A 24,288-nucleotide genomic window follows, 5' to 3' on the forward strand; every position below is an offset into this window, starting at 1 on the left:
AGCAGCCGCGATAACATTCCGCTGCACCGCCATGGCGGGAAAGGCATCCGGCGCGGCCGGCCTGAAGCGCGTCCCCGCAATCAGCCGAGGGTAATCCAGCCATCTTCGTACCAGGTGTAGAGCGCCTCCAGCACATCAGTGGAAACCTTGGCGGCGGCTTCGCTATCGAGCCGGCGCTGGTCTGCCAGCAGCGTCAGCGATGTTTTGTCGGCACGGCCCGCAGCGAATGATTCGCCGTTGATGAATACATGCTTGCCGCGATACAGCATCTGGGTCTTGCGCGACAGCGCGACGCCACGCTTGTTCAACGCAGCGGTAAAGCGCGCCAGGGTCAGCGGCCGCGCCGGCGATTCGAAAAACACATTGGCCTTGGGTTCGGACAAATACTCGCCGACGAAAATTGCAATGTCATCTTCGGTGAAGCGCACCTTGTTGAGTTCGTCCGAGATTTGCGCCAGCATGGCGCTGCCGATTTCCGCCGGATGCTTGCTGGCCTGCAGGTCCGGGTCGGCATAGCGTCCCGGCAGGTCGATCGAGTCCGCCATGAACTGCAGGAAGGCTTCGCCCAGTTCCTGGAACGGCGGGGCGCGGAAACCGATCGAATACGTCATGCACTCGCCGATCGCGGTGCCGTCGTGGGCGTATTGCGGCGGCAGGTACAGCATGTCGCCCGGTTCCAGGATGAATTCCTGCTCGGGCGTGAAGTTCTTGAGTATCTTCAGCGCACTGCCTTCCACCAGGGTCAGGTCCTGGGTGGCGCCGATTTTCCAGCGCCGCTGGCCGTGGGCCTGCAACAAAAACACATCGTAGGAGTCAAAGTGCGGACCGACGCCGCCATTGTCGGTCGCATAGCTGATCATCAGGTCGTCCAGCCGCGCATCGGGAATGAAGCGGAACTGGCGCAGCAGGGTGTCGGCGCCGTCGTCGTGCAGGTTGACGCCTTGCACCAGCAGGGTCCAGTCCTTCTGCGCCGTGTCCGGCAGCTCCAGGGCCGGGCCGTTGCTGACTTGCCATTGCTGCTTGAAGTGGGTCACCAGGCGTGATTCGACGTCGTCCCGCTGCGCCAGTTCAAACAAGGCGTCGGGCGTCAGCAAGGGGATGAAACCAGGCAAGGCCTGGCGGATCAGCAGGGGTTTCTTGTGCCAGTAATCGCGTAAAAATTGCGCGGGCGACAGGCCGCCCAGGAGTGTTGAATTTTTCATGCGGTCATTATATCGGGTTGGATGCCGTAAAATCAGGTCGGGGATCGGGATTCGACGTGCGTTCAAGCCGCCTGGACGGAACCATCGCGTAATTTTTTGCTATCCCGGCGAGGCAGGGCCGTTCCGGCGGGTATAATCCGAACGCATGTTAAATGAAAGGAATGATCATGAAGATTGCCAAAAATACGGTAGTGACTGTACGCTACAAATTGTCAGATGCCCAAGGCAATCTGATCGAAGAAAGCAGCGAACCGATGGTGTACTTGCACGGCGGTTACGAAAACACGCTGCCGAAAATCGAAGAAGCACTGGATGGCAAGGAAGTCGGCTATCAAACCGAGCTGCAGGTTGAGCCGGACGATGCGTTCGGCGAATACGATTCGAACCTGGTCAAGATAGAGCCGCGCAACCGCCTGCCGACGCCGCTGGAAGTCGGCATGCAGTTTGAGGGCACGCCGGACAACGAGGATGAAGAAGAGCAGGCATTGATTTTCACGGTGACCGACATTGCCGACGACAAGGTGGTGCTCGACGGTAATCATCCGCTGGCCGGGATTGCCCTGCGTTTCGACCTGAGCGTGACCGAAGTCCGCGCCGCCTCGGAAGAAGAAATCGCCCATCAGCATGTGCACGGCGCTCACGGCCATGACCATGACGATCATGACGACGATGGCGCAGACGATCATTTCCGCAGCCATCCTATCCACTAAAGCATCGGTGATTCGTGTCGTCGCAGCCGCGACGGCGCATCAGGAAAAAAGCCGCAGACATGTTCTGCGGCTTTTTTTTGTTTCCAGGCGCTTGCCCGCGCTACGGTTAACGGCGCGACAGCACAGGCTGGTCCGCCGGCTTGCCGAGTTCGAACAGTTTCGGGTTGGCCGGGTCGACCATCACTTTCAGCCAGCCGGCGGGAATTTCCAGGTCGCCCAGGTTGCGTTGCCAGACGATGTTCGCCGGATTCTGCGAACTGGTTCCATGCGGCCCGTGGATCACCAGCACCTTGCCCTCGAAATGCGCGGCGTGCGAGCTGATGCGCTGGCGGATTTCGGCAAAGCCGTCGCGCTTGACGTTGAAGTCGAACACGCGATGGCGCTGGGCGGCCAGCGGATCGCCGTCGCAAAACAGGACCACCGCATCCGATTTCTTTTGCGAGGCATTCAGGAAAACGCGCTGCAGCCACTCCCGGTTGGCGATCTGCCTGTCCTCGAATTCGCTGTTGCGGCCGCCTTCCGCCAGGTAGTGGTTGTTGGCGGCGGGCAGGTTGATGGTGGCGAACACCACGTTGCCGATTTCCCAGCGCGCGTTCTCCACATAGCTGCGGAATTTCGGCGAAGTAGATTGCCGGATCAACGGGATCTTGCTGTCGCCAAAAGAAAATTCATCGGAAAAAAACAGGTCGCGGATCCGGCCCAGGCGCTCTATCGCAGCCGAGCGGTCGGCTGCGGTCCTGCATGTCACCCAGTCGCTGGCAGACAGCGACACGATCAAGCCGTTTTTTGCGCTGTTCAGCAAAGCCTTGCGCTGGCCATACAGCTTGTCGGTGCACGGTTCGCTGCTGGCCTTGATGCCGTTGGCCACCACAAACGCCAGGTTGTCGGCGTCGGTTTCGCTGATGGCGCTGCGCAGCGCCGTTTCATCCGCGCTGCTGCGAAACACATGCGCGATCACGCCGAAACTGAAGCTGGTGGTTTCCGCCAGCGCAGCGCTGCAGCTGGCCGTCAGCGCCAGCAGCAGCGCCAGCCGAAGCGGCAACCTGCGGCGTGTGTGCGGGCGGCCGGCGGCGCTCATCAGTTTTTCTGCCCAGCGACGAGATGCTTCAACCGGTACAGCTGTTCCAGCGCTTCGCGCGGGGTCAGGGCGTCGGGGTCGATGCTGTCCAGGGCGATCATCAGTTCGCTGTCCAGCGCTGCGTCGTCCCCGGCTTCATCAGCGTCCATGCTGGCGGCTTGCGCAAACAGGTCGAACTGCGGCGTCGACTGCACCGATTGCGATTCCAGCAAAGCCAGGTGCTTGCGGGCGGCGCGGATCACCGGCGCCGGCACGCCTGCCAGCTGCGCTACCTGCAGGCCGTAGCTCTGGGATGCCGGCCCAGCCTGTACCGCATGCAGGAACACGATGCTGTCCTTGTGCTCCACCGCCGACAAATGCACATTGGCCGCCGACGGATGCAGGTCCGGCAGCTGGGTCAGTTCGAAATAGTGGGTGGCGAACAAGGTGAAGCTGCGGGTGGCTTCGATCAGGTGGCGCGCGATCGCCCATGCCAGCGCCAGGCCGTCGAAGGTCGAGGTGCCGCGGCCCACTTCATCCATCAGCACCAGCGAGTTTTCGCTGGCGCCGTTGAGGATGGCTGCCGATTCAGTCATTTCCACCATGAAGGTGGAGCGGCCGCCGGCCAGGTCGTCGGCGGCGCCGATGCGGGTGAAGATGCGGTCGATCGGGCCCAGCACGGCGCTGTCGGCCGGCACGTAGCTGCCGACATAGGCGAGCAGGGTGATCAGCGCCACCTGGCGCATGAAGGTCGATTTACCGCCCATGTTGGGGCCGGTGATCAGCAGCAGCTTGCGTTCGGTCGACAGCTGGCAGTCGTTGGCAATGAAGCGTTCAATCTGCTTTTCGACCACAGGATGGCGTCCTTGCACGATCTGGATCGCCGGTTCGGCCACCAGCCGCGGCACGCACCAGCCGTTGCGCGCGGCGTGGTCGGCCAGGGCCACCAGGGTATCGAGCTGGGCCAGGGCATGGGCGATGCTTTGCAAGGTGCCGATATGCGGCGCCAGGTCTTGCAGGATCTGTTCGTATAGCGCCTTTTCGCGGATCAGCGCGCGTTCCTGTGCCGACAGAGCCTTGTCTTCAAAGGCTTTCAGTTCCGGCGTGATGTAGCGCTCGGCATTCTTCAGGGTCTGGCGCCGGCGGTAGTCGTCCGGCACCTTGGTGGTCTGGCCGTGGGTGACCTCGATGTAAAACCCGTGCACCTTGTTGTATTCGACGCGCAGGTTAGCGATGCCGGTGCGCGCCCGTTCGCGCGTTTCCAGGTCGACCAGGTACTGGCCTGCGTTTTCCGACAGTCCGCGCAGCTCGTCCAGTTCGGCGTCGAAGCCGGCGGCGATGACGCCGCCGTCGCGCACCATGGTCGATGGTTCGGCCGCGATCGCGGTCTGCAGCAGCTGCAGGCAGTCGACCGGGGTTTCCAGCGCGATTTGCAGTTCCTGCAGCAGCGGCACCTGATTTTCGCTGCCGCACATGGCGATGTCGGCGCGCAGCGCGTCGAGTTGCAGCAAGCCGTCGCGCAAGCCGGCCAGGTCGCGCGGCCGCGCCGACAGCAGGGCGATGCGGGCGGTGATGCGTTCGATGTCCGGCACCGCGCTCAGCGTGCTCGAAATGGCGCTGCCGGCATCGGCGGCAATCAGGGCGCCGATCGCCGCGTGGCGGCCACGGGCCACAGCCTGGTCGCGCTTGGCATGGTGCAACCAGTGGCGCAGCAGGCGCGAACCCATCGCCGTGCGGCAGTGGTCCAGCAGCGAAAACAGGGTGGGCGCGCCGGAGGAGGCATCCTGGCCGCGTATGGTTTCGGTCAGTTCCAGGTTGCGCCGGGTGGCGGCGTCAAGGCCGATGAATTCGTTTTCGGTTTCAACCGTGAGCGTGCGTACATGCTGCAAGCCCTTGCCCTGGGTCGACTGCGCATAACGCAGCAGGGCGCCGGCAGCGCCGATGGCAGCGCTCAAGCCTTCTGCGCCGAAGCCGCCCAGGCTGCTGACGGCGAGCTGGTCGAGCAGGGATTTCTGGCCGTTGGCGATATCGAAATGCCATTCCGGCACGGTGGTGGCTTTGTCGACCACTGCGCCGCCCAACATGGTTTCCACCATGTCGGCAGCCAGGATCTCGGCCGGTGCGATGCGCTCCAGTTCCTGCTTCAGCAGGGTATCCAGCGTCGCCGGTTCGCACGCGAATTCCATCATCTTCAGCGCGCCGCTGGCCATCGACAGCCAGGCCAGGCCGACCTTGACCGCCTTGCGCTGCTGGGTGACATACAGCGCCAGCAAAGGCTGGTCCGATTTTTCCGGCAGCAGGTTGGAGTCGGTCAGGGTGCCGGGGGTGATCACGCGCAGCACTTTGCGGTCGACCGGACCTTTGCTGGTGGCGGGGTCGCCGATCTGTTCGCACAGCGCCACCGATTCGCCCAGCTTGATCAGCTTGGCCAGGTACTGGTCGGCGGAGTGGAACGGTACGCCGCACATCTTGATCGGCGCGTTGTTGTAGGTGCCGCGGGCTGTCAGCGTGATACCTAGCAGGCGCGCCGCTTTTTCCGCATCGTCGAAAAACAGTTCGTAAAAATCCCCCATCCGGTAAAACACGAGCGTGTCCGGATAGTCGGCCTTGATGCCGAGGTACTGCTGCATGCCGGGTGAAACTTTTTGTGCCGCTGCCGTCATCGGGCGGCCCGTTGCTGGAAATTTGATTGCATTAAATGGGTTCTTTCTCAGGCGCTGGAGCGCGCCTGATTGCTAATATTCGGGAATAGGCGATATTGTAAGCCGAACAAGGCCGAGCCGCCATTTCTTTGCAGCCGGCGATGCCTGTTGCACAAGCATCGCCAGGCCCTTTTTATCGCGGCGGCGCGCTGTCCTGGTAAAACATTTCGCGCATCAGGAACTGCTGCAGTTCGGCGGTATCTTTCAGCCTGGCGCTAAGCGTGATGACGCGCCCCAGCCGTTGCGAACGCCACGGAATATCGGTGCTGGTCTTCTTGCGGATCATCTCGATCATTTTATTGACGATCGCCATTTCGATGCTCTCGTCGCTGCCGCGCTCGACCGGGATATTCTGCTGCGCGCTCCGGCTGACATTCGCGTTCCAGCCGCGGAAAATCAGGCTGGCCCGGAACGGGGTCTTGTCGCGCACTTCGAAAATACCGCCCGACTTGTCCTTGTCCATGCCCATCCAGCCCCGTTGCGCCTGGATGTTGGCGCGCGCGATATCGTTCGGCGATTGCGGCGCGTCTTCCGCGGTCTCGCCGGCCTCGGCGCGTTCCTGGGCCAGGGCCGCTTCGCGCCGCTGGCGCGCGGCCTGGATGTGCGTAGAAAAATCTTCCTCCACCGATTGCTGGTACTTGGGCGCATCGGGCGGCGGCGGTATGGCCGGTTCCGGCGCAGTTGCGACAACCGGCTTGCGCACCTGTTCCTGTTTGGGCGCGCTCTTGCGCGGCTTGGGTGCGGATTTCGGCTTGGCCGGAGTGGCCTGCGTTTTCGGCGGCGGCACGCTGCTGGGCGCCGCCGCCTCGCTGATCAGCAGCAATCCCATGTTGCCGGGCGACGGCGACGCCACCGGCATCTCGACCGCCAGCTTGGTCAGCAAAAACCAGATGCCGAGAATGTGGACCAGGACCGAAACCAGCACGCCGACGATCTTGGAAATGCGCCATTGGCCGGCTCGCTGCTGGTCTGCCTGCGACAGTTCGCCTGGATTCACACTCCCTTCCTTCATCGGTTCAGCCTTGTGTCGTCAACGTGATTGCAAATTGAATGGCGGCTCCTCGGGAAGCTGCGCCATTCGCCGGCAGGAGCCCGGAGCCAAAGGTCGTCATGTTACCGTAACCAGCTTAAAACGCCATTGCCGGCAGCACGTCCGGAAGCCAGGCAGGCGCTTAGCAGGTAGCCGCCGGTGGGGGCTTCCCAGTCGAGCATTTCGCCGGCGCAGAATACGCCCGGCAGGGCCTTCAGCATGAGCTGCGGATCCATGCCTTCGAAGGTTACCCCGCCGGCGCTGCTGATGGCTTCATCGATCGGGCGGGCGGCCAGCAGCGTCAGCGGCAGCGCCTTGATCGCTTGCGCCAGCAGCAAGGGCTGGCCGAAATCGGCGGCCGGCACCAGTTCCCGCAGCAGGCTGGTCTTGACGCCTTTCAAGCCCAGGCGGCTTTGCAGGTGGCTGGACCAGGAACGCGCGCCGCGCGGCCGCGCCACCTCATCCGTCACGCGCTGCAAGGACCAGTCCGGCAGCAGGTCGAGGTAGACCAGGGTGCTGCCGCTGGCGGCGATGCGGTCGCGCAGGCCGGCTGACAGCGCATAGATCAGGCTGCCTTCGACGCCGTCGGCGGTGATCACGAATTCCCCTTGCTTGCGCTGCGCCGGCTGGTCGCCGTCGGTCGTGGTTATCGCTACCGATTTCAGGTGGTGGCCGGCAAAGTGCTCGCGGAAATATGCGCTCCAGCTTGCCTCGAAACCGCAGTTCGCCGGCAGCAGCGGGGCGAGCGGAACCTCGCGCTGCGCCAGCAGCGGCACCCATCTGGCGTCGGACCCCAGGCGTGCCCAGCTGCCGCCGCCCAAGGCCAGCACCACGGCGTCGGCCTGCATCGCAAGCGGCCCTTGCGGGGTGTCGAAAGACAATGCGCCGGCCTCGTTCCAGCCCAGCCAGCGATGGCGCATGTGGAAGCCGACGCCGGCCTGGCGCAGGCGGTGCAGCCAGGCGCGCAGCAGCGGCGCGGCCTTCATGTCGGTCGGGAACACGCGGCCGGAGGAACCGATGAAGGTGTCTATGCCAAGCGCGTGCACCCATGCGCGCAGCGCGTCCGGACTGAACTGCTCCAGCAGCGGTGCGATTTGCGGGCGGCGGGCGCCGTAGCGCGTCAGGAAATCGTCGTAGGGCTCGGAATGGGTGAGGTTCATGCCGCCTTTGCCGGCCAGCAGGAATTTGCGGCCTACCGACGGCATGGCGTCGTACACATGGACTTGCAAGCCGCCGGCCGCCAGCACCTCGGCCGCCATCAGGCCGGCGGGGCCGCCGCCGATAACGGCGACTGTTTTTTGCAATCCGGAATTATTCAACGATGTCATCAGTCGGGAGAAGCCAATCCTGCAGTGTGATCCAAGGGAGCGTGGTTCAAGGAATATCTAACGGGAAGAGTTGCAGGAACTGCCATAAAAATCTGCCAGAGGAAGCGGTCTGCAACTTTACCATATTGCAGCAACGGCCACGGGCCGCATGCGGGCTCCGCGGTACTGGTGACATGGAAACAAAAGAGGCTGGTTTGCACCAGCCTCTTTTACAGAGAGTTACATTTTTCTTGCTAGATAAACGCTAGGACACAAATGCGTATACCGCTTAACGTTTCAGCTGGCTGATGTCGCGCACCGCGCCGCGGTCGGCCGAAGTCGCCATGGCGGCGTAGGCTTGCAAGGCCTGCGACACATAACGCTGGCGGTTGACCGGTTTCCAGGCATCCTTGCCTTTGGCTTCCATCGCAGAGCGCCGCTGCGCCAGTTCGCTGTCGCTGATTTTCAAGTGCATGCGGCGTTCCGGGATGTCGATTTCTATGATGTCGCCTTCCTCCACCAGGCCGATGGCGCCGCCTTCCGCCGCTTCCGGCGAGGCATGGCCGATCACCAGGCCGGACGAACCACCGGAGAAGCGGCCGTCGGTGAACAGCGCGCAGGATTTGCCCAGTCCCTTGGACTTGATATACGACGTCGGATACAGCATTTCCTGCATGCCGGGGCCGCCTTTCGGTCCTTCGTAGCGGATGATGACGACGTCGCCGGCATGCACCGTGTCGCCCAGGATCGCTTCCACGGCGTCGTCCTGGCTTTCAAAGACGCGCGCCCGGCCGCTGAACTTGAGGATGCTTTCATCGACGCCGGCGGTTTTCACGATGCAGCCGTTTTCCGCCAGGTTGCCGTACAGGACTGCCAGGCCGCCGTCCTGCGAATAGGCATGGGCCTTGTCGCGGATGCAGCCGTTGCTGCGGTCGGTGTCGAGGCTGGCGAAGCGCTTTTCCTGGGAAAACGCGACCTGGGTCGGCACGCCGCCGGGAGCCGCGCTGAACAGCTTGTGTACCGCGGCGTCCTGGGTCTGGGTGATGTCGTTGCTGGCGATGGCGTCGGCCAGCGTCTTGGCGTGGATGGTCGGACGGCTGGTGTCGAGCAGGCCGGCGCGCGCCAGCTCGCCCAGGATGCTGACGATGCCGCCGGCGCGGTGGACGTCTTCGATATGGTATTTGTCGGTCATCGGCGCCACCTTGCACAGGCAAGGAACGTGGCGCGAGATGCGGTCGATGTCGGCCATCTTGAAATCGACTTCGGCTTCCTGCGCCGCGGCCAGCAAGTGCAGCACGGTGTTGGTCGAACCGCCCATGGCGACATCCAGCGTCATGGCGTTCTCGAACGAAGCCTTGCTGGCGATGGTGCGCGGCAGGACCGAATAATCGTCTTGCTCGTAATGGCGTTTGGCCAGTTCCACTATCAGGCGGCCGGCGCGCAGGAACAGCTCCTTGCGGTCGGCGTGGGTAGCGAGGATGGTGCCGTTGCCGGGCAGCGCCAGGCCCAGCGCTTCGGTCAGGCAGTTCATCGAGTTGGCGGTGAACATGCCGGAACAGGAGCCGCAGGTAGGGCAGGCCGAGCGTTCGATTTCAGCGATGTCGGCATCGCTGACGGAGGCGTCGCCGGCCTTGATCATGGCGTCGACCAGGTCGATCTTGAAGATTTTCTGGTCGATGACGGCTACGCCTGGCAGTTTTTCAACCACTTTGCCGGCTTCCATCGGGCCGCCGGAAACGAACACCACAGGGATATTCAGGCGCATCGCCGCCATCAGCATGCCGGGCGTGATCTTGTCGCAATTGGAGATGCACACCATGGCGTCGGCGCAGTGGGCGTTGACCATGTACTCCACCGAATCGGCGATCAGTTCGCGCGAAGGCAGCGAATACAGCATGCCGCCGTGGCCCATGGCGATGCCGTCGTCGACCGCGATCGTATTGAATTCCTTGGCGACGCCGCCGGCCGCTTCGATTTCGCGCGCGACCATCTGGCCCAGGTCCTTGAGGTGGACGTGGCCGGGCACGAACTGGGTAAACGAGTTGACCACGGCAATGATCGGCTTGTCGAAATCGCCGTCTTTCATGCCTGTGGCGCGCCACAGGGCGCGGGCGCCGGCCATGTTGCGGCCGTGGGTAGTAGTGCGGGAACGGTATTGCGGCATGATTTGCATCTCCAGGATTGATGGCTTAAGGCTGACGTTAGATTGCCTTGCCCATAACGCGATGTCAAATATATGATTTGTGGCTTATTAATATCTATTGCATATATATGGGATTTGGCGTCTTTGAGGATGCCGGGCTGCGTGCTTTCTTGCTGATTTGTATTTAATTTCTTTACATTGTTAAAATTTTAGTAAATTATTCTAATTAATCGTGATTCAAGGATGTTTGTTGCAATAATTTTCCACGCGGGCGACCCTACAATGGCTACAGGTAATCTCGCCGTACAGTCCAGCATGGAGCGCTTCTTATGTCTTCCGATCATTCTTCAGCTTCCCCGGCAACCCATGTCGATACGCAGCTGGTGCATTGCGGCCGCGAGCCGGCGCGTTTTGCCGGCATGGTGAATACGCCGGTGTTCCGCGGTTCGACCATCATCGCCAACAACCTGGAAGACTGGGAAGCCGCACGCCAGATCGACAATCCGATGTCCAACTACGGCCGCTTCGGCACGCCGACCACGCGCTCCTTCGAGCAGGCGATCGTGACGCTGGAAGGCGGCCACAACTGCCTGGTGTTCCCGTCCGGCCTGTCGGCCTGCACCCACAGCATCATGGCTTTCGTCAAAAGCGGCGACCATGTCCTGATGACCGACAGCGTGTATGGTCCGACCCGCACCTTCGCTGACCGCGTCTTGCGCCGCATGGGTGTTGAAGTAGAGTATTTCGATCCGCTGATCGGCGGCGAAATCCGTACGTTGCTGCGGCCGAACACCAGCGTGGTGTTTGTCGAATCGCCCGGGTCGTGGACCTTCGAGGTCCAGGACATCCCCGCCATCGCAGAAGAGGCGCACAAGGTCGGCGCTTACGTCTTGCTCGACAATACCTGGGCCACGCCGCTGTTTTTCAAGCCGTTCGAACATGGCGTCGACGTCTCGATCCACGCCGCCACCAAATACATCGTCGGCCATTCCGACGCCTTGCTGGGCGTCGCCAGCGCCAATGAACGGGCCTGGTGCATCCTCAAGCACGGCGCCCACGATTTCGGCCAGACTGCCGGCCCGGACGATATCTACCTGGCTTTGCGCGGCATGCGCAGCATGTCGGTGCGCCTGCGCCAGCATTCGGAGAGCGGCATCCAGCTGGCGGAATACCTGCAGACCCAGCCGCTGGTGGAGCGCGTATTGCATCCGGCGCTGCCGTCGGATCCCGGCCACAAGCTGTGGCAGCGCGATTTCCTCGGCGCCAGCGGCCTGTTCACGATTGCCTTGAAAGAAGTCGGCCGGCCTGCGCTGTCGAAATTCTTCGATGGCTTGCAATTGTTCGGGATCGGCTTGTCGTGGGGCGGTTTTGAAAGCCTGGCTTTGCCGCTGGACAAACCGCCGACCCGCGTGGCGTCGGCAACCACCTACCCGAATCCGCTGGTGCGGATCCACGTCGGGCTGGAAAACATCGACGACCTGATCGCCGACATGGGCCAGGCGTTCAAGCGCATGGAGCAGGCGCTGTAGGGAGCCGGCCGGATCAGTCTAGCCCGGCATAGTCAAGCGGCAGCGCGGTAGTGTGCTTGATCTGTTCCATGGCGAAGCTGGCGTTGACGTCGAACAGCGCGTTCGACTGCGTCAGCTTCTGGTACACCGCGTCGTAGGCGGCGATATTCGGCACCACCACCCGCAGCAGGTAATCGATGTTGCCGCTCATGCGGTAGAACTCGACCACTTCGGGAATCAGTTTTACGGTATTGCTGAATTGCGCATACCAGCCGGCGTTATGCTGGTTGGTCTTGATCGATACGAATACCGTCACGCCGACATTGAGCTTGTTGGCGTCCAGCAGCGCCACCCGGCGCAACACCACGCCATCCTCTTCCAGTTTCTGTATGCGGCGCCAGCAAGGCGTCGACGACAGGTTGACCTTCTCGGCGATTTCCGCCACCGGCGTGCTGGCGTCTTCTTGCAGGATGGCCAGAATCTGTTTATCTATTTTATCCATGGTCGGTATGGTTCACAATGAGTGCTTGCGCAGTTGGCAGAAGCAGTTTAGCGCCACTTGCGCGGACGCAGTGGATTTCGAGTGTTTTGCCTATGTCCTCGATTGACTTTGCAGCCTGGGAAGCAGATATTAATGGCGCAACATCTATAAATACAAGAGGGAGACACAATTGCGCATTTCATTAGCAAAACCATTCCGCCTGCGCCCCATGGCCCGTGCACTGACATTGGCGACCCATACCGCTGCCGTATTGGGCGCCGGGTTCGTCATCTGCGCGCCGGCCGGCGCCGCGAATTTTTCACAGATGGTGTTTTTCGGCGACTCGCTGACCGACACCGGCTATTTCACCGGAGTGGGCAAGCAGCCGTCGTTCACCACCAACCCGGATCCCGTCTGGGCGCAGCTCCTGGCGCATAAATACGGCACCACCGCCAATCCGGCGGCGGTGCTGACGCCGAGCGGCGTGCAGGCGGCCGGCGGCACCGACTACGCAGTCGGCGGCGCGCGCGTGACCAGCCAGAACGGCTGGCCCGACGCCGCCACGGCGCCTTTGGTGCCGACTGTCGCCAGCCAGGTCCAGGCTTACCTGGCGGCCAATCCGCACCTCGACAGCAAGGGGCTGTACGCAGCCTGGGCCGGCGCCAACGATGTGTTCGGCTACACCCAGACCAATATCGCCGGCCTGCTCAATCCGGCGACGCAGACCGCCACCGCGGTGCAAACCATCCAGCAAGTCACCGGCGAAGCCGGCAACGTGGTCAGCCTGGTCAGGCAATTGCAGCAGGCCGGCGCCGGCACCGTGATCGTGATCAACCTGCCCGATATCGGCCGTACTCCGCAGGGCTCGTCGATTCCGGCGCTGGCCACCTTGTGGACCGCGGCTTCGACCAGCTTCAACGCCAGCCTGAACAGCGGCTTGGGCGGCCTGGGCGGCAACATCGTCGCGCTCAACGCCTTCGGCCTGCTGCGCGAAGCGGTCGCCAATCCTGGCTTGTACGGTTTTACCAACGTCACCACACCGGCCTGCACCACCAGTTCTTCGTCGACCTGCACCACCTCGACCCTGGTTGCGCCGAACGCCGACAAGACCTATCTGTTCGCCGACGGCGTCCATCCGACCGGAGCAGGGCATGCGATCCTGGCGCAGTATGTCGAATCGGTGCTGCAGGCTCCCAGCCAGATCGGCATGCTGGCAGAAGCGCCGCTGGCCGGCGCCCAGGCTTTCACCCGCGTGATCGACGACCGCCAGCGGCTGACGCCGCGCGCGGGACAGGTCGAAGCCTATGCCGCGTATGACAATACCCACCAGAGCCTGGACCACAACGGCAACAATCCTGGCCTGGACGGCTCGTCCAATAGCGTGTCGGTCGGCGTCGATTACGCCGTCAACCAGAACGTTACGGTCGGCGGCGCTTTCGGTTTCGCCCATAACCGGGCGAATTTCGGTAACGATAGCGGCGGCTTCAAGCTGGACCAGGCCATGCTTTCGGCCTACACCCAATACCGCGACGGCGCCTGGGCCGTCAACGCGCTGGGCATGGCCGGCTCGCTGCAGTACAAGGATGTGACCCGCAATATCGCCCTCGGTGCGGCCACCCGCAGCGAGAGCGGCAGCAGCAACGGCCACCAGTTTCTGTTGCGCATCGGCGGCCAGTACGATTTTGATCTTGGCGCGCTGGTCCTGAGCCCGGTCGGCAACCTGACCTGGCAGCAGGTCAATGTCGGCGGCTACACCGAAAACGGCAACGACAGCACCGCCATGAACTTCCAGTCGCAGCGGCGCAATTCGCTGGTGTCCAGCCTCGGCGCGCAGGTCAGCAGCAAGCTGACGCTGGGGCAATATGCGGTGCAGCCGTTCGCCAAGCTGGCATGGGAAAAGGAGTTTAAAGACAGCGAGCGCGATGTGCGCGCCAATGTGGTCGGCATGGCCGGCAGCTTCGGTTTGCCCGCATACCAGGGGCCATCCAACAGCGCACGGCTGGATCTCGGCGCCAGCATTGCGCTGGCTGCGGATTTCAGCGCGTTTGCCAGCTACAGCGGCCAGTTCGCCGGCGGCAACAAGACCAACTCGTTCCAGGTCGGCTTGAAGAAGGCGTTTTAACCAGCTGTTGACATCCAGGTTAGAGCTTGACGGCCGCCAGCGTGTGAAAACACCGGCGGCCTTTTTCCTGGGCGGCGTTATTCCGGCGCTTTCGGCGCAGGCTTGACCGGCAGCGCCGGCTTGTCGCCCAGGCCCACCGCGGGCAAGCCGGTGTCGAGGCCGAGGTAATGTTCGATCAGGCCGAAGAAACGATCATAGAACTGCCCGGCCGGAATCGTTTCGCTGGCGACCTTGACCAGCGAATCGGAAGTGCTGCCGATCGGCATCGACACTGAACCCAGCACGCTCAGGCCGACGCTGGCCGAGTTGTTGGTTTTCTTGAGCGCATAGCGGTCCTGGGTGGCGCTGACAAACAGCGTGCTGTTTTTGCCTTGCTTGTCGTTGGCGGCGCACACCACATGGAATTCGATTTCGACGTGGACGTCGCTCTCCGGCTGGAAGTGCTTGTGGCCGTCGACCAGGTCATCCTTGGCCTGCTTGATGATGTAGCCCTGGCTCAGCAAGGTGCGGCGCGCCGCTTCGCAGGTATCCGCACTGGATTTGGCGAAGTCGTGGGAAAAAGTGCTGGTTTCGCTGAATTCCTCGCCCTGGTAAACCTTGGGCTTGGCGGTGGAGCAGGCGGCGAGGGCGCCGGCCAGCGCGACCAGCAGCGCGGCGCGCGAAAAACTGTACATCCTGGGCATGAACGAAAACTCCTTGAATCGGCTAATTGATAGCGGCGATGGCATTTTAGTCTATCGCACGCTCGATGATCAGCCGATTCGACAGAAGTCAGGGTATTTCGTTGCAATCCCGGTTCAGGCGGCTCTAGGGCCGCGCACCACAGCGTACTTCCCGGAATAATCGGAAAGCCATTGTTCCGCCAGCTCCCGGTTGTCATGCTGCCACGGGTGGAAATCGCGGCGCAGGTAGGCCAGCAGCGGGCCGGTGCTGAGCCAGACCAGGCCGTAGCGGCCAAAGAAGAAGCGGGCGGCGTCCAGCCAGGTGCCGGGCTTGAACAGCACGCGGTCGTGCCAGAGGTTGTTGATCGTTTGCCCGGTCGCCATCAAGGTTAAATGCAGCATGGCAAAAGCGTAACCGCTCATCCGCGCCCGGTAGTCGCCGCCCAGCGTGTGGAACAGGTCGAAAGCGACTGCCTTGTGCTCGGTTTCTTCCACCGAATGCCAGCGCCACAGGGTTTGCAAGGACGGTTCCGCGCCGTCCAGCAGCTGCGGATGGCGTAGCGTCAGGTCGGCCATCGCCGCGGTGTAGTGCTCCAGGGCTACGGTAATCGCCAGCCTGCGCATGGCAGGAACCTTGTGCTGGCGTCCCAGTGCGATCAGGTTGCCGGACCAATGCTGCCAATGGTTGTGCAATCCTTGTTTTTCCAGCTCGGCGTTGTACAAATCGTGCACGCGGCGGTGGGTGGCTTCCTGTCCCACAAAATCCTGGATGGTGGCGCGCAGCGCGCTGTTCTCAGGAGAATCCGGCAGTGCTTGGGCGGCGTCGCGCACGGAATCGATGAATTCCTGCTCGCCGACCGGAAAACTCATCGACAAGGCGTTGAAGTATTGGGTACGGAACGGTTTGCCTGCCAGCCAGTGGCGCGGGAAGCCTTGCGACAAGTCGACCAGCAGTTTTCTTACCATCAGTGGCGTGGAGGTGTTCACGGGCCTGCCTTTGTAGATTTGCGATAGAACCACTATACTGAGCTTTATTCAGTTTTTAAACTCGCAACTTGCTCAGTTTTTGACAGGCACGGACATGGCCAAGCGTAATCCAGGATCTCACTCTGAAATCATGCGGAAATTGCCCACCCAGGAGCGGGCGCAACGCACCATAGAGACCATTTTTGAAACCACTGCTCAGATTCTGGAAAGCGAGGGTCCGGCAGGGCTGACCACCAACAAGGTGGCGGAAAAGGCCGGTTTCTCGATCGGCACCCTATACCAGTATTTCCCCAGCAAGGAAGCGATACTGACAGCCCTGATTGCGCGCGAGCGGCGGCGCGTGATGGATGAGCTGGACGCATTGATGGAAAGCGCCGAGAACCAGGTTGGCCAGCTCGATCCGAAAACTTTCCTGCGCCAGTTCATCCGCATCAATATCGAGGGCCTGGGCAGCGGCCGCAGCGCCAAGCGCGCCATGGTCCGTTTCGCCTGGCAGCACGATCACCACGAAGACATCACACAGGCCTTGCGCGAGACGGCGGAACGGATCGCCATCAGCATGCAGCGGATCCACCATCCCAAGCTGCGGCCGCCGACGCCGGCCATGATGTTCGTGGTGACCCGCGCCGTCATCGGCGCCATCCGCAGCGCTTCGCTGGAAAAGTCGCCGCTGCTCGGCAGCGTCGAATTCGAAGACGAGCTGGTGCGGCTGGCCTGGGGCATGCTGTCGGAGCAAGACGATGCCTGACAATTCGCCAGATTCGAAGAGGGCGGAGCAAATGCTTATAATGCGTGAGTGCTGTCGTTCCGCCAGCCAAAAACCGATCTAGAAAAACGCGCATGAAATACCCGGCATTGCTGTCCTTTCAAGAAGTCCTTCCCCGGCTCAACCAGTTCGACGCTGTCATCGATGTCCGCAGCCAGTCGGAATTTGCCGAAGACCATATTCCCGGCGCCATCAATTGCCCGGTGCTGGACGATGCGCAGCGGGCGCAGGTCGGCACCATGTACAAGCAGGTCAGCAGTTTCGAGGCGAAAAAACTGGGCGCGGTGCTGGTCGCGCGCAATATCGCTTTCCATATCGAAACCCTGTTCCTGGACCAGCCGCGCGAATGGACGCCCTTGGTTTACTGCTGGCGCGGCGGCAATCGCAGCGGCGCCATGGCGCACATCATGGCGAAAATCGGCTGGCCGGTGGCGCAGCTGGACGGCGGCTACCAGTCGTATCGCAGGCATGTCAACGCCAGCCTGGCCGAACTGCCGCTGGGCTTGTGCTTCAGGGTGATCTGCGGCCCTACCGGCAGCGGCAAGAGCCGCCTGCTGCAAGTGCTGGCGCAACAGGGTGCGCAGGTGCTGGACCTGGAACAGATGGCGGCGCATCGCGGCTCGGTGCTGGGTAACCTGCCGAGCGAGCTGCAGCCCTCGCAAAAAACCTTCGAGAGCCGGCTGTGGGACATGCTGCAAGGTTGCGATCCGCAGCGTCCGGTATTCGTCGAATCCGAGAGCAGGAAAGTCGGCAACCTGCGGGTGCCGGAGGTGCTGATGGCATCCATGCGCAATTCGCCATGTTATGCGGTTGCGCTGTCGCGTCCGGACCGGGTGCGGCTGCTGCTGGAAGATTACGTGCATTTCATCGCCGACCCCGCCTTGCTCAATACCCAGCTGGCTTGCCTGGCTTATGTCCATGGCCGCGAGAAGGTCGCTTACTGGCAGCAGCTGAGCTTGTCGGGACGCATCGAGGAGCTGGTCGATGAATTGCTCCTGAAGCACTACGATCCGGCTTACGCGCAGTCGATCAGGAGGAATTTCGACCAGTTTTCCGAGGCGCAGGTGATTGACCTGCCGGATATTTCGGACGCTGCCTTCGTTCGCGTGGCGCAACAGCTGCATCAAGAGAAATAAGCGCCGATGGCGCGTATACTTCATTCCTATCTTTGACTGACTTCATCTCAGGACGCGTATGCCAGATCCCGCTGAATCCAATATCCGACTGACTTCCTTTTCGCATGGCGGCGGCTGCGGCTGCAAGATCGCGCCGGGCGTGCTGGCGGAAATCCTCAAAGGCTCGAGCGGATTCCCGGTGCCGAAAGAATTGATGGTGGGGATTGAAACCGCCGACGACGCCGCTGTCTATAAGCTCAACGACGAGCAGGCGCTGATCGCGACCACCGATTTTTTCATGCCGATCGTCGACGATCCTTACGACTTCGGCCGCATCGCCGCCACCAATGCGATTTCGGACGTGTACGCCATGGGCGGCACGCCGATCATGGCGCTGGCCCTGGTCGGCATGCCTATCGACAAGCTGCCGCTGGAAGTGATCGCCAGCATATTGAAAGGCGGCGAGTCGATTTGCGCCGAAGCAGGCATCCCGATCGCCGGCGGCCATACCATCGATTCGGTCGAGCCGATCTACGGCCTGGTGGTGCTGGGCCTGGTCCATCCGTCCAAGGTCAAGCGCAACGCCGGCGCCAAGGCGGGAGACAAACTCATCCTGGGCAAGCCGATCGGCGTCGGCATCCTGTCGGCAGCCTTGAAAAAGGGCGCGCTGGATGCCGCCGGTTATGCCGCGCTGATCAGCAATACGACCAAGCTGAACAAGCCTGGCCGGCTGCTGTCGGAACTGGCCGGGGTTAACGCCCTGACCGACGTCACAGGCTTCGGCTTGCTGGGTCACATGCTGGAACTGGCGCGCGGCGCCAAGCTGTCCGCGCGGCTGGCAATGGGATTGATTCCTTTGCTGCCGCAGGTGCAGCAGCTGGCGGAGCAGGGATATGTCACCGGCGCTTCCGGCCGCAACTGGAACGGCTACGCCAAGGACGTGACGCTGGCCGACGGCATCACGCCGGTGCAGCGCAGCCTGCTGACAGACCCGCAAACCTCGGGCGGCTTGCTGGTTTCCTGCGATCCCGCGGCGGTGGAGCAAGTGCTGGAGCTGTTCCGGCGCGAAGGGTTTGCCGAGGCTGCGGTCATCGGTGAAATGACCGCGGGCGGCGGCGTCGAAGTTGTGGCCTGACTAGGCCCTGTTCTTGAAAAACAAGGTGTCGCCCAGCCAGACGGCGATCATCGTCGCGCCCATCAACGGGAAGATGATGCCGAGCAGCGCCATATAGCCTTTCCAGCGCCTGATCGAGGGTGGCGGCTGCAGCACGCGCTTCGGCGCCCCGATCGAATGTTGCGGACGGCGCTTCCACCACATGATGAATCCGGTCGCGGCCATTCCCAGCAGCGCCATTGAAATGGCGGCGCAGATCAGCTGGTTGGCCAGGCCGAAATACTCTCCCATATGCAAGGCAACGCCGAGCGAGACCAGCTTGGAGACCGGGTTGTACTCGGAAAAACGCATGTCCTTCATGATCTTTCCGCTGTACTGGTCGATATGCAGCGTACGCTGCTGGTCAAGGTCGGAGCGGACAAATTCGCCAGCGCCAGGTGCATACGATGCGGTGAATACGCCGGAGCTCTTGCCCGGCAAGGCCAGCTGGTAGGTCTGCATGCCGTTGCGTGCCGCGATCGCCACCACCTGGTCGATCGCCAGGCGCTGCCGCGGCTGCTGCTTCGGCATATTCTGCGACGTCGGCACCGTGGTGGCGCCGACCGCCCACGGGACGCTGGCCAGAGGCAGGTCCTGCATTTTCATGCCGGGCATGTCCGGCATCGAAGCATGCGCGTCTGTCGGCATGTCCGCATGATGGACTTGGGTTTGCTTCGCTGCTACCTTTGGCGCCGTCTTTGCCGGCGCAGAATCCGCCCAGGTAACCACCGCCTGGAAATTCTTGCCCCAGAAACTGGACCACGGCAAGCCGCTCATGATGAAGAACACAGCGCCTATCGACACCCAGATGCCGGCTACCAGGTGCAGTTCACGCCAGACCGCACGGCCGCGCAGGCTAAGGCGCGGCAGCAGGGTGCCCCATGCCGAAAACCGTTTGCGCGGCCACCACAGGGCGATGCCGGTGCCGACCATCACCAGGGTCCAGCAGGCCGCCAGTTCCATCAGCCAGCCCCCCCATTTGCCGAGCAGCAGGTCACGATGGATTTGCCGCACCTGTTTCATCAGCCGGTGTTCGACGCTGAGCGTGCCCTGCACCTGGCCCGTGTACGGATTGACATAGACGCTGCTGCTGTCGCCGGATGCAAGGCGGAATACCGCTTCGGTGCTGCGCTCCGGATCCTGGCTGACGGCGATCGAACTCGCCTTGGCGTCAGGCGGCAACGCGCCGGCGGCGATGCCGAGCAGCTTGTCGTAGCCCAGCCTGGCCTGGGTGCCGGCGGGCACGAACAGCTTGTCGCCATAGAGCGCGCTTTCTATCTGCGGCTTGAAGACATAGATGGTGCCGGTGATGGCCAGCACGATCAGGAAGGGCATCACGAACAGGCCGGCATAAAAATGCCAGCGCCACAGGATGCGGTAATTGCGCGACGAGATCGAACTGGTTTCGTCCGGTGCTTGTTGCTGATTTTTCTGCTGGAAAACTGTCTGCATGATTGTTCCTTGCTAAAAGCGTGGGCCGGGTTGCGCCAGGTCAAAGGCTGACCTTGGCTTCCAGGTAGAAAGTCCGGCCTGGATAGGGGTAGTAGACGTAGTAGCGCTTGTCGGTCAGGTTGTCGATGCCGATTCCCAGCTCCGTGTTCCTGGTCGGCTTGAAGGTCAGCTTGGTGTCGAACACCAGGAAAGAACTGGTGCCGCCGAAGGTGGCGGGATTGGTGTCTGTATTGGTCAGCGTGTTGTACTGCCGGCCCGAATAACGTCCTGCCAGCATCACGGTGGCCTGGTCATTGACGCGGTAACTGCCGACCAGGTTGCTGCGCCACAGCGGGATGCGGTAGAAATTCTTGCCGACGGTGGCCGGGTTCTTGCTGTTTTCCAGGATGATCGACCTGGTGTAGCCGACGCTGGCGCTCAGGTCCAGTCCGCGCAGGAACACGTCTTCACCCGAATAGCTGAGCTCGATCCCGCGCGAACGCACGCGGTCGATGTTCTGGATATTGGTGACGTTGGGGAATACCGTGGTGTTGGTCTGGCTGAACAGAGTGTTTTTCACATCGTCTTCAAACAGGGACATGCGCAGCATGCCGTTGAAATGCGACCACTCGGCGCTCAGCTCTTTCGCCAGGTCGTTTTCAGGTTTCAGGTTCGGATCGTTGTTGACCAGCGTCGAGCCGGTCAGGCTGCCCTGGAACAGTTCGCTGACGGTCGGGAAGCGGTAGGCGCGGCCGGTGGAAAAGCGCAGTGTCAGGTCGGACGTAGCCTGGTAAGACAGCGCCGCCTTCGGTGACCAGTAAGACAGGCTGCGACTGTCGTAGCGCTGGGCGGCGGTGCTGGTGGCGCGTGCGCCGTCATAGGCGCGCCAGTCCTCATAACGCAGGCCGTAGGTCAGTTTCCACAACTGGCTCAATTGCCAGGCATCCTGCGCGAACAGGGCCTGGGTTTCGGTCTTGCCGGCGAAGGCGTTGTTGAAGCTGCCGCCGTTGTTGCCGCGCCAGTTGTCCAGGTTGTACGTCGTGTTTTCCAGGAAATAATTATCGTAGTGATAGCCGAAGGTCGGCCAATGGCTGCCGGCGGCGACGCTTGCCGGCTTGTAGTCGGCCGCCAGGTCCAGGGTTTTCCAGCCCGAACCGTCGCCATAGGTGGCGACACCGCCCAGGTTGCTCGCGAGGCCGCTGCCGGCGGAGCGCGAGATGCTCTTCGAGACGTCGAAATACGAAGCGATCGCCGAATAGTTCCAGCCGCTGGCATGGCGGGTTTTCAGCGTCAGGCCGTACAGCTGGTTTTCGCTTTCGCTGGCTGCCGGCGCAAAGAACGAGGCCGGCAGGTTGTACTGGTAGCCGCCGATATTGACCAGTCCCGAATACACCGGTTTGCCGTTAGCGTCGCGCAGGAAGGTCTGGGTGCTGTTGCTCACCTGCTGGCGCCAGTAGCCGAAGGTGAAGCCGGCTTGCAGGGTCGGCGTGATGTCGTAGGCAGCCTTGAACTTGAACTGGTCCTGCACCGCGCGTTCGGCGCCTTCGGCATTGACGCCGAAGATGGTGGCGGGCGCGCCGTTCGGATCGGTATATTGGTAGGCGCCCGTGACCGGCACCGCGGCAGCGGTCGCCGGCTGGCTGGAGCGCGGCTGGCTGGCGTATACGAAGGGCTGGCCGGCGTTGCTGAGATGGTCTATGCCGAGCAGGAAGGACAGGTCGCCGACCTTGTTGCCGATCGCGGCGGTGCTCTTGTTGCCGTCGAAACGGCCGTCGACGCCGAACAGGCTGAACTGCTGGCTGAATACCTGGGCCTTGAACATCGCTTCCAGTTTGGTCGGCATCTTGGTAGTGATGGCGACCGTCGCGCCCATCGAATTGCCGGGATACAGCGCTGAAAAGGGGCCGTAGACCACGTCCACCTGGGCGATGTCTTCCGGGAAAACCATCGACCAGCGCGGCGGGAAGCTGTGGGTATTGCCGAGGAAATTGCTGAGCAGCAGGCCGTCGGCGTACACCAGGCCGCGCGCGGTTTGCGAAGTGCCGTTGCCGCGCACCGAAATGGTGGCGTTCTCGTCGCCGATAAAACGCTTGCGCATTGCCATGTTCGGCATGTATTTCAAGGCGTCTTCGGTATTGACGACGTTCAGGTTTTGCAATTGCGCGGCGGTGATCCGTTCGCTGCTGGCGGGCAGGTTGGGATCGAGCACCCGCTTTTCCCTGGCGCCGGTGACGAATACTTCCGGCACTGCATGGCTATCTTCTTCTGCCGCCCAGGCGCCTGGCGACAGCATGGGCAGGGCAAGCATGAGGACGAACGACTGCGGCAGCAACGCCGCCGACAAGGTGGACAACTGAGTGGACGGCTGGTGTGGCAAGCGCGGCCGCGGACAGTCGCGGCGCGATGAAGCACTCTTGGTTTGCGTGAGCAAAGCGAGCATAAATTCCCCTGGGCTTGAAACGAGATTCGTCCCCGGATTGCGCAGGCAAGCGGGGATAGGCGGTACTGCCGGTGAAATCAGGAAAGGAGCAGGGGCGGGTCGAGCGGGTGAGTCTGGCCGCGGAATGGGCGTGGAGGGATGTAGTCGTAGGGCGGGAAGCTGGCGTGCGCGAAAGGCGCCACGGTCGCTTGCAGCAAATCGAAAGATGCCGGCGGCGGCGGGCTGTCGGCCAGCAGGGTGCAATAACCGCAGGCAGTCCAGTGGCCGGCGCCGGGCGCGGACGGCTTGCCGTCGTCAGCCGGCGGAGCGCTGACCAGTCCGGCCGCGGTGCAGATCTGGTTGTCTATCTGTATCGTCCCGGCCGCCTTGAGAGACTGGGAAACCGTCGGCATGAGGATGCCCAGCCAGATGGCAAACAGGCAGGCCCAGACCACAAGTTTTTGACGGCGGATACGTAACATGGATGACTTACGAGGACGCAAGCATTGCGCAGACAGGATGAAACGGGCCAATTATATATGATGATCGCGGCGCAAACCTGTCACGCCGGACGGCATTCTTTTATCAATTCCTCATGCGGCCGCTTTGTCTTTGCCGGCTGCCAGCTGCGCCTGCTTCATTTCGCTCAGCAGGCAATGCAGCATCTCGCTCGACAGCCCATGCAGCACCAGGCGGTAGCCGGCGCCGAGGGTGGACATCGGCACCAGCGGATGCTTGTTGTTCAACAGCAGCAGGTGCTGGGGAGAGTTGAGTATGGTGGCCGCATACACCGCCATGGTTTCATCCAGCTGCAGCGAATTGGCGGCGCGCCAGAAATCGTTATCGGTCAGGAACAGCTGGTAGACCGGCGTAAAAATCTCGATGGCGGTCTGCAGGTCGATGAAGTTGAGAGCGCGCTGCGGCATGGCTGCCAGCGCCAGCGGCGGCTCGCTGATCATGCTGAAGTCGACCTCTTGCACCGCCGCCAGGGTCTTGCCTTCGGTGCGCAGCTGCTGGTTGAGCCGGATCACGAAATTGAACAGGTTCAGGTCATGTTTCAAGAACAGCTCGTCGCCCAGGTCGTCGATCGTCAACGGCGTCAGCGGCGACAGGGCGACGCTGACCGGCGCGTTGCGCTCGATGAATTCGATGATCTGCGCGCCAAGGTGGAAGTGGCGCAGTATCAGCCAGTTGGCCTCGGGCGAGACGAATCCTTTCAGACCCCACACCAGCAAGCGGTGCAGCGTTTTCGAGGCCGACCAGCGCTTCGGCAGGATCGTCTTCAAGACCTGGATCAGGATGATCATCAGCCGCGCCAGCGGCCGTACGAACGGCAGCAGGTACTGGCGCGACGGCGACGCCAGGTCGTGCAGCCAGGCGCTCTTGACCGGATCCGGCAGCGGCGTGCTGCCATCCAGGTAGAGCGCCAGCCAGGGATTGGGATCGCGCGGATCGTGCGCGCGCTGCAGGAAATCGTCGCTTTGCATGGTTTG

General features: G+C 62.2%; 19 protein-coding genes. 6 read left to right on the forward strand and 13 right to left on the reverse strand.

Annotated features, from left to right (window positions below; genetic code table 11):
* Nucleotides 1–80 precede the first annotated feature (80 nt).
* Nucleotides 81–1,202, reverse strand: a complete 1,122-nt coding sequence (locus BM062_RS00510) for a cupin domain-containing protein (RefSeq protein WP_092392010.1) — start codon at nt 1,200–1,202, stop codon at nt 81–83.
* A gap of 167 nt (nt 1,203–1,369) precedes the next feature.
* On the opposite strand from BM062_RS00510, the gene BM062_RS00515 reads away from it, so the two are divergent.
* Entirely contained in the window at nt 1,370–1,912 is a 543-nt protein-coding gene (locus BM062_RS00515) for an FKBP-type peptidyl-prolyl cis-trans isomerase (RefSeq protein ID WP_061542287.1), read from the forward strand.
* 106 nt (nt 1,913–2,018) lie between these two features.
* Here BM062_RS00515 and BM062_RS00520 read toward each other — a convergent pair whose 3' ends face one another.
* The 5 genes from BM062_RS00520 to ilvD form a co-directional block, all read right to left on the reverse strand.
* On the reverse strand, nt 2,019–2,990 hold the full coding sequence (locus BM062_RS00520) for a hypothetical protein (RefSeq protein WP_092392012.1): 972 nt from the start codon (nt 2,988–2,990) through the stop codon (nt 2,019–2,021).
* Nucleotides 2,990–5,632 carry a DNA mismatch repair protein MutS gene (gene mutS / locus BM062_RS00525; RefSeq protein ID WP_092392014.1) on the reverse strand — a complete coding sequence of 881 codons (2,643 nt, stop codon included), beginning with the start codon at nt 5,630–5,632 and terminating at the stop codon, nt 2,990–2,992. The genes BM062_RS00520 and mutS overlap by 1 nt, the downstream gene beginning before the upstream one ends.
* A gap of 172 nt (nt 5,633–5,804) precedes the next feature.
* The gene (locus tag BM062_RS00530; RefSeq protein WP_092392016.1) at nt 5,805–6,668 is read right to left on the reverse strand and encodes a cell envelope integrity TolA family protein; all 864 of its coding nucleotides are present in this window, start codon (nt 6,666–6,668) and stop codon (nt 5,805–5,807) included.
* A 116-nt stretch (nt 6,669–6,784) separates the two neighbouring features.
* Nucleotides 6,785–8,029, reverse strand: a complete 1,245-nt coding sequence (locus BM062_RS00535; RefSeq protein ID WP_092392017.1) for a TIGR03862 family flavoprotein — start codon at nt 8,027–8,029, stop codon at nt 6,785–6,787.
* 268 nt (nt 8,030–8,297) lie between these two features.
* Complete coding sequence (ilvD, locus tag BM062_RS00540) at nt 8,298–10,172, reverse strand: dihydroxy-acid dehydratase (RefSeq protein WP_092392688.1); 1,875 nt, start codon at nt 10,170–10,172, stop codon at nt 8,298–8,300.
* A gap of 308 nt (nt 10,173–10,480) precedes the next feature.
* Here ilvD and metC point away from each other — a divergent pair, with 308 nt between their 5' ends.
* Entirely contained in the window at nt 10,481–11,680 is a 1,200-nt protein-coding gene (gene metC / locus BM062_RS00545; protein ID WP_092392019.1) for a cystathionine beta-lyase, read from the forward strand.
* Nucleotides 11,681–11,693: 13 nt separating this feature from the next.
* Here metC and BM062_RS00550 read toward each other — a convergent pair whose 3' ends face one another.
* Nucleotides 11,694–12,161: an Lrp/AsnC family transcriptional regulator gene (locus tag BM062_RS00550; RefSeq protein ID WP_092392021.1), complete on the reverse strand. Its 468-nt coding sequence runs from the start codon at nt 12,159–12,161 to the stop codon at nt 11,694–11,696.
* Between the two features lie 169 nt (nt 12,162–12,330).
* Here BM062_RS00550 and BM062_RS00555 point away from each other — a divergent pair, with 169 nt between their 5' ends.
* Complete coding sequence (locus BM062_RS00555) at nt 12,331–14,262, forward strand: autotransporter outer membrane beta-barrel domain-containing protein (protein WP_139219955.1); 1,932 nt, start codon at nt 12,331–12,333, stop codon at nt 14,260–14,262.
* 77 nt (nt 14,263–14,339) lie between these two features.
* Here BM062_RS00555 and BM062_RS00560 read toward each other — a convergent pair whose 3' ends face one another.
* Together BM062_RS00560 and BM062_RS00565 are read right to left on the reverse strand one after the other, a co-directional pair.
* A complete protein-coding gene (locus tag BM062_RS00560; protein WP_092392025.1) occupies nt 14,340–14,945 on the reverse strand; it encodes a DUF2242 domain-containing protein in 606 nt (201 codons plus the stop codon).
* A gap of 114 nt (nt 14,946–15,059) precedes the next feature.
* Nucleotides 15,060–15,911, reverse strand: coding sequence for a metal-dependent hydrolase (locus tag BM062_RS00565; protein WP_371326532.1), 852 nt, complete (start codon nt 15,909–15,911; stop codon nt 15,060–15,062).
* 130 nt (nt 15,912–16,041) lie between these two features.
* On the opposite strand from BM062_RS00565, the gene BM062_RS00570 reads away from it, so the two are divergent.
* From BM062_RS00570 to selD, 3 genes are all read left to right on the forward strand, one after another.
* Complete coding sequence (locus tag BM062_RS00570) at nt 16,042–16,659, forward strand: TetR/AcrR family transcriptional regulator (protein ID WP_254784843.1); 618 nt, start codon at nt 16,042–16,044, stop codon at nt 16,657–16,659.
* Between the two features lie 92 nt (nt 16,660–16,751).
* Complete coding sequence (mnmH, locus tag BM062_RS00575; protein ID WP_092392030.1) at nt 16,752–17,813, forward strand: tRNA 2-selenouridine(34) synthase MnmH; 1,062 nt, start codon at nt 16,752–16,754, stop codon at nt 17,811–17,813.
* A 58-nt stretch (nt 17,814–17,871) separates the two neighbouring features.
* A complete protein-coding gene (selD, locus tag BM062_RS00580) occupies nt 17,872–18,927 on the forward strand; it encodes a selenide, water dikinase SelD (RefSeq protein ID WP_092392032.1) in 1,056 nt (351 codons plus the stop codon).
* On the opposite strand, the gene BM062_RS00585 is transcribed toward selD, so the two are convergent.
* The 4 genes from BM062_RS00585 to BM062_RS00600 form a co-directional block, all read right to left on the reverse strand.
* On the reverse strand, nt 18,928–20,397 hold the full coding sequence (locus BM062_RS00585) for a PepSY-associated TM helix domain-containing protein (protein WP_092392034.1): 1,470 nt from the start codon (nt 20,395–20,397) through the stop codon (nt 18,928–18,930). It abuts the gene before it with no gap.
* A 40-nt stretch (nt 20,398–20,437) separates the two neighbouring features.
* Nucleotides 20,438–22,816 carry a TonB-dependent receptor gene (locus BM062_RS00590; RefSeq protein WP_092392036.1) on the reverse strand — a complete coding sequence of 793 codons (2,379 nt, stop codon included), beginning with the start codon at nt 22,814–22,816 and terminating at the stop codon, nt 20,438–20,440.
* A 77-nt stretch (nt 22,817–22,893) separates the two neighbouring features.
* Entirely contained in the window at nt 22,894–23,277 is a 384-nt protein-coding gene (locus tag BM062_RS00595; protein ID WP_092392038.1) for a DUF2946 domain-containing protein, read from the reverse strand.
* A 111-nt stretch (nt 23,278–23,388) separates the two neighbouring features.
* A complete protein-coding gene (locus BM062_RS00600; RefSeq protein WP_092392040.1) occupies nt 23,389–24,282 on the reverse strand; it encodes a DUF6999 family protein in 894 nt (297 codons plus the stop codon).
* Nucleotides 24,283–24,288 lie beyond the last annotated feature (6 nt).

It is taken from the genome of Collimonas sp. OK412 (genome assembly GCF_900112135.1).
In the GTDB taxonomy this organism is placed as follows: domain Bacteria; phylum Pseudomonadota; class Gammaproteobacteria; order Burkholderiales; family Burkholderiaceae_D; genus Collimonas; species Collimonas rhizosphaerae.

What these genes read in the sequence shown, in the direction of transcription:
- BM062_RS00510 (WP_092392010.1), bottom strand. Translation starts at nt 1,202, where the DNA reads ATGAAAAATTCAACACTCCTGGGCGGCCTGTCGCCCGCGCAATTTTTA.
- BM062_RS00515 (WP_061542287.1), top strand. Translation starts at nt 1,370, where the DNA reads ATGAAGATTGCCAAAAATACGGTAGTGACTGTACGCTACAAATTGTCA.
- BM062_RS00520 (WP_092392012.1), bottom strand. Translation starts at nt 2,990, where the DNA reads ATGAGCGCCGCCGGCCGCCCGCACACACGCCGCAGGTTGCCGCTTCGG.
- mutS (WP_092392014.1), bottom strand. Translation starts at nt 5,632, where the DNA reads ATGACGGCAGCGGCACAAAAAGTTTCACCCGGCATGCAGCAGTACCTC.
- BM062_RS00535 (WP_092392017.1), bottom strand. Translation starts at nt 8,029, where the DNA reads ATGACATCGTTGAATAATTCCGGATTGCAAAAAACAGTCGCCGTTATC.
- ilvD (WP_092392688.1), bottom strand. Translation starts at nt 10,172, where the DNA reads ATGCCGCAATACCGTTCCCGCACTACTACCCACGGCCGCAACATGGCC.
- metC (WP_092392019.1), top strand. Translation starts at nt 10,481, where the DNA reads ATGTCTTCCGATCATTCTTCAGCTTCCCCGGCAACCCATGTCGATACG.
- BM062_RS00550 (WP_092392021.1), bottom strand. Translation starts at nt 12,161, where the DNA reads ATGGATAAAATAGATAAACAGATTCTGGCCATCCTGCAAGAAGACGCC.
- BM062_RS00560 (WP_092392025.1), bottom strand. Translation starts at nt 14,945, where the DNA reads ATGCCCAGGATGTACAGTTTTTCGCGCGCCGCGCTGCTGGTCGCGCTG.
- BM062_RS00570 (WP_254784843.1), top strand. Translation starts at nt 16,042, where the DNA reads ATGCGGAAATTGCCCACCCAGGAGCGGGCGCAACGCACCATAGAGACC.
- mnmH (WP_092392030.1), top strand. Translation starts at nt 16,752, where the DNA reads ATGAAATACCCGGCATTGCTGTCCTTTCAAGAAGTCCTTCCCCGGCTC.
- selD (WP_092392032.1), top strand. Translation starts at nt 17,872, where the DNA reads ATGCCAGATCCCGCTGAATCCAATATCCGACTGACTTCCTTTTCGCAT.
- BM062_RS00585 (WP_092392034.1), bottom strand. Translation starts at nt 20,397, where the DNA reads ATGCAGACAGTTTTCCAGCAGAAAAATCAGCAACAAGCACCGGACGAA.
- BM062_RS00590 (WP_092392036.1), bottom strand. Translation starts at nt 22,816, where the DNA reads ATGCTCGCTTTGCTCACGCAAACCAAGAGTGCTTCATCGCGCCGCGAC.
- BM062_RS00595 (WP_092392038.1), bottom strand. Translation starts at nt 23,277, where the DNA reads ATGTTACGTATCCGCCGTCAAAAACTTGTGGTCTGGGCCTGCCTGTTT.
- BM062_RS00600 (WP_092392040.1), bottom strand. Translation starts at nt 24,282, where the DNA reads ATGCAAAGCGACGATTTCCTGCAGCGCGCGCACGATCCGCGCGATCCC.